This is a genomic window from Sulfitobacter sp. UBA4523 (assembly GCF_002388305.1).
GTDB lineage: Bacteria > Pseudomonadota > Alphaproteobacteria > Rhodobacterales > Rhodobacteraceae > Sulfitobacter > Sulfitobacter pontiacus.
On the sequence record NZ_DGMH01000015.1, the window covers coordinates 12,406 to 14,665 of the forward strand.

The window sequence follows — 2,260 nt, forward strand, 5'->3', positions numbered from 1 at the left end:
GTGACAGGCCGGTACTCTAACCAACTGAGCTACAACCGCCCACTGCGTACTTCGTCGTTGCCGTCGAAGCGTTTGGTGGTGATAGGGTTTGCTCGCGATGGCGTCAAGCGGGGTTTTGCATGGATCGGCAGGAAAATTGAAATTTTCTTTGATCCGCCGTCAGACGCCCTGTCCGACCTACCTTGCGGCCAAGAAAAAACCCGCGCTTTGGGGCGCGGGCTTGGCTCATTTGTCGGAGTATGTGCCCCAGACGTGATCACTGGGCGCTGGCGGCATATCCTTGGTCTGATGCAGCCGGTGCAAATTCACCTTGGCGATGAAATTGCCGGTAATGGGGGCTGTGACGAACAAGAACGCCATTACCAGAATCTCGTGCAGGGACCCTGTGCCGGAGGCGAAGGAATAGATCATCGCCGCCATCAGCAGCGACCCCACACCCAGTGTCGATGCTTTGGTCGGCGCGTGCAGACGGGACATGCAGTTGTCCAGCTTGATCAGACCGATGGAACCGACAAGGGTAAAGAACCCGCCCACGATCAGCAGGGCCGAGATGATGATTTCGGGGATTAGGGGTAGATCACTCAATGATATCACCTCGCAGCACAAAGCGCGCGATGGCCACGGTCGACACAAAGCCAAGCATGGCAAAGATCATCGCACTTTCAAAATAGATGTCGGTGCCCAAACGCATCCCCAGCAGGATGATCAGGGCAATCGCGTTCACGACCATCGTATCCAGCGACAGGATACGGTCGCCGGTATTGGGGCCTTTCAACAACCGCAGCATCGCCAGAAGCTGCGAGACCGCGACAGCAACAAAGGCGATATTCAATGCAATCAGAATCATTCGAAAATCTCCTTCAGGCGACGCTCGTAGCGCTGTTTGATATCGTCACGCACCTCGTCAGGGTTTTCAGCATCCAGCGCATGGACCAACAAGGCTTTCCCGTCTTCAGACACATCCGCCGACACCGTACCGGGCGTCAGGGTGATTGTCCCCGCCAGCATGGTGATCGCCTCGGGGGTGCGCAGTTCTAGCGGGATCACGACCCAGGCGGGGCGCATGTTCTTGTTGGACTTGAACAGGACGATCATCGCGACCACGACGTTGGCGACCAGAATATCCCACATGACCATGATCAGATAGCCCAGAAGCTTGACCGGTTTCGCGACCGGCGGGCGGTCAGGCCAATAGGCCGCGGTGGCAATCGGGATCAGCAGTCCCAGAATGACACCAAAGACCACGGTGCCAAGCTTGATTTCATTGACCAGCAGACACCAGGCAATCGCGAGGATCGCTGTCAGCATCGGGTGCGGAAGCAGTCGGGACAACATATCAGTGATCCTTTTCTGGTGCGGCGGCATCCTCTGCGCCGTGGTCCTCTGTCGCATCGGCTGATCCTTCGGCATCGCCGTGGTCATCCTCTGCGTGATGGTCCGTGATCTCTTTACCCGGCGTGGTCAGGACCACCGCAAGATAGCGTTCGGGGTTAAACAGTTGGGCAGCGGTCGCATTCAGCACGCGGGTCATGGGCCCCGCCGCAACGGTCAGTGCGACAAGCAGGGCGAGCAACCCGCCAATGGCCACCATCGGCAAGACGCCCTGCCCCTCGGCAACAACCGGTGCCTCATCACCCTCGGCAGGTTCTGGGGCGGACTGGTGCGCTTTCCAGAAAATCTGGCTCCCCGCGCGGGAAAAACCGACAACCGCGATCAGCGACCCAACAAGGATCACACCCCAGACCCACCACATCAGATCAGCGCTGCGTGCCGCGTCAAGGATCAGCAGTTTGCCCAGAAAGCCCGAGAGCGGCGGCAGACCGGTCATGGCAATCGCCGCGACAAAGAACATGCCCGCGACAAGCGCCCCACCTGCCAGCGGCGGCGCATCGACAAACGACACCTCGGCCGCGCCGCGACGGCTGCGGATCACGTCGATCAGCAAGAACAGCGCTGCGGCGGCAAAAGTGGAATGGATCGCATAATAAAGGGCGGCGGAAATACCGGCGGGGGTAAAGACCGACACGGCAGCCAGCAGCATGCCCATCGACCCGATCACCGAGAACGCGACCATGCGGTCGGCCCTTTTGGCCCCCAACACGCCCGCCATACCAAGGGCGACGGTCAGCAGCGCGGCGGGCATCAGCCAGACATCAAACAGCCCCTGCGTGATCTCAAGATCGGGGGGGAAAACCAGCGTGTAGAACCGGATGATACAATAGGCCCCGACCTTGGTCATGATCGCGAACAGCGCCGCCAC

General features: G+C 59.6%; 4 protein-coding genes. All 4 read right to left on the minus strand.

The genetic code is table 11. The features are described 5' to 3' along the window. Positions 1–225: 225 nt before the first annotated feature. On the minus strand, positions 226–585 hold the full coding sequence (locus tag B3849_RS02775; RefSeq protein WP_064215750.1) for a Na+/H+ antiporter subunit G: 360 nt from the start codon (positions 583–585) through the stop codon (positions 226–228). Beyond that, a complete protein-coding gene (locus B3849_RS02780) occupies positions 578–847 on the minus strand; it encodes a K+/H+ antiporter subunit F (protein ID WP_005853262.1) in 270 nt (89 codons plus the stop codon). The genes B3849_RS02775 and B3849_RS02780 overlap by 8 nt, the downstream gene beginning before the upstream one ends. Further along, entirely contained in the window at positions 844–1,335 is a 492-nt protein-coding gene (locus B3849_RS02785; protein ID WP_278426231.1) for a Na+/H+ antiporter subunit E, read from the minus strand. The genes B3849_RS02780 and B3849_RS02785 overlap by 4 nt, the downstream gene beginning before the upstream one ends. A gap of 1 nt (position 1,336) precedes the next feature. Continuing rightward, a partial coding sequence (locus tag B3849_RS02790) for a proton-conducting transporter membrane subunit (RefSeq protein ID WP_286779788.1) occupies positions 1,337–2,260 on the minus strand: 924 nt, incomplete at its 5' end.

Bases quoted from the DNA above. Each gene is read 5' to 3' on its own strand.
- B3849_RS02780 (WP_005853262.1), bottom strand. From the start codon at position 847: ATGATTCTGATTGCATTGAATATCGCCTTTGTTGCTGTCGCGGTCTCG.
- B3849_RS02785 (WP_278426231.1), bottom strand. From the start codon at position 1,335: ATGTTGTCCCGACTGCTTCCGCACCCGATGCTGACAGCGATCCTCGCG.